At 70.9% G+C, this 1791-nt stretch carries 2 protein-coding genes; both read left to right on the top strand.

Annotated features, from left to right (window positions below; all coding sequences use genetic code 11):
* Positions 1 to 87: 87 nt before the first annotated feature.
* On the top strand, positions 88 to 1410 hold the full coding sequence (locus HMPREF0731_RS19855) for an acetamidase/formamidase family protein (RefSeq protein WP_007006004.1): 1323 nt from the start codon (positions 88 to 90) through the stop codon (positions 1408 to 1410).
* Between the two features lie 85 nt (positions 1411 to 1495).
* A partial coding sequence (locus HMPREF0731_RS19850) for an NAD(P)H-hydrate epimerase (RefSeq protein ID WP_007006003.1) occupies positions 1496 to 1791 on the top strand: 296 nt, incomplete at its 3' end.

The raw sequence follows: 1791 nt of genomic DNA, 5'->3' as shown, positions 1-1791 counted from the left end.
GCAGCGCGCCGCCTGGCCGCGGCCCCCCTGGCGCCGCGCCCCCGTCCGGGCCTAGCCTTGGCTTCCCGACAGACAGGAGGCTCTTCCATGCCGGATGGCAGCAAGCTTTCTTCCGCGCCGCAGCGCAGCCTGGTGGTGAACGGCTTCACCAACAGCGTGCTGGACCCCGAGGCGCCGATGCTGGGGCCGGTGGCCAATGGCGGCACCATCATCGCCAACACGGCGCCGGGCTGCTGGGGGCCGATGATCACGCCGCGGCTGCGCGGCGGGCATGAGGTGACGCAGCCGGTGGCGATCGAGGGCGCCGAGGTGGGGGATGCGCTGGTCATCCGCATCCGCGACATCACCGTGACCTCGGCGGCGACGGCCTCGGGGCATGACAGCTCGCCGGAGGGGTTCTGCCTGGGCGACCCCTATGTGGCGCCGCGCTGCCCGACCTGCGGCACGCTGTGGCCGGAGACGCATGTGGAAGGCATCGGCCAGCAGGCGGTGCGCTGCGATGCCTGCGGCAATGCGGTGACGCCCTTCGCCATCGTGCATGGCTACACGGTGGCCTTCGACGAGACGCGGCAGGTCGGGCTGACGGTGCCGCGCGAGGCCGCCGAGGCGATCGCGCACCAGGCGGAGCGCTATGCGGCGCTGCCGGACGCGTCGCGGCAGCATTCGATCCTGACCTTCGCGCCGTCGGACATGCCGGGGGTGATGGTGCGGCTGCGGCCGTTCCTGGGGCAACTCGGCACCTGCCCGTCCAAGGCGATGCCGGACAGCCACAATGCGGGCGATTTCGGTGCCTTCCTGGTGGGCGCGCCGCATCCTTACGCGCTGACGGCGGAGGAGCTGGCCGCGCACAAGACCGACGGCCACATGGATATCGACGCGGTGCGGCCGGGCGCCATCCTGCTGGCCCCGGTGAAGGTGAAGGGGGCCGGGCTGTATATGGGCGACATGCACGCCGCCCAGGGCGATGGCGAGATCGCCGGCCACACCATGGATGTGGCGGGCAGCGTGACGCTGCAGGTGGAGGTAAAGAAGGGCTATCCGATCGACGGCCCGGTGCTGTTCCCGCTGCAGGAGGACCTGCCGCCGCTGGCGCGTCCCTTCACGGCCGAGGAGAAGGCGCGCGCCAAGGGTCTGGCGGCGCGGTTCGGCGTGGCGGAGATGGAGGCGCTGGGGCCGATCTCGGTGATCGGCACGGCGGCGACGATGAATGCCGCCATCGAGAACGGCCTGCAGCGTGCCGCGACGCTGCTGGATATGAGCGTGGCCGAGGTGCGCAACCGCGCCACGGTGAATGGCGCGATCGAGATCGGCCGTGCCCCTGGGGTGATCCAGGTGACCTTCCTGGCGCCGATGGCGAAGCTGGATGCCGCGGGGCTCGGCGTGTACTGCCGCGAGCAGTATGGTCTGTGAGGGGTGGCGGAGGACGGCAACGCCGTCCTCCCCCTGACAAAAGTTTTTTGGTTCTTTTTTCCAAAAAAGAACTTTTCTTCCTGTGATGAATATTTCCGACCACGCCGTCCTGACCCCTGCCGAGATGGCCGAGGCCGATGCCGCCGCCCCGTTCCATGGCCGGAGCGTGGCGGCGTTGATGCAGGCTGCCGGCCTGGCGGTGGCGCAGGCGATTCGCCAGCGTTTCCGCCCTTGCCCGGTGCTGGTGCTGGCCGGCCCCGGCAACAATGGCGGCGATGGCTATGTGGCGGCGCGACTGCTGGAGCAGGCGGGCTGGCCGGTCGCGGTGGCGCCATGGGGCCGCCCGCGCCCCGGCAGCGTGGCGGCGGAGGCGGCGTCGCG

Source organism: Pseudoroseomonas cervicalis ATCC 49957, assembly GCF_000164635.1.
Lineage (GTDB): Bacteria > Pseudomonadota > Alphaproteobacteria > Acetobacterales > Acetobacteraceae > Pseudoroseomonas > Pseudoroseomonas cervicalis.
Note: the sequence above shows the minus strand (reverse complement) of the source record. Positions and strands in the feature narration are given on the sequence as shown.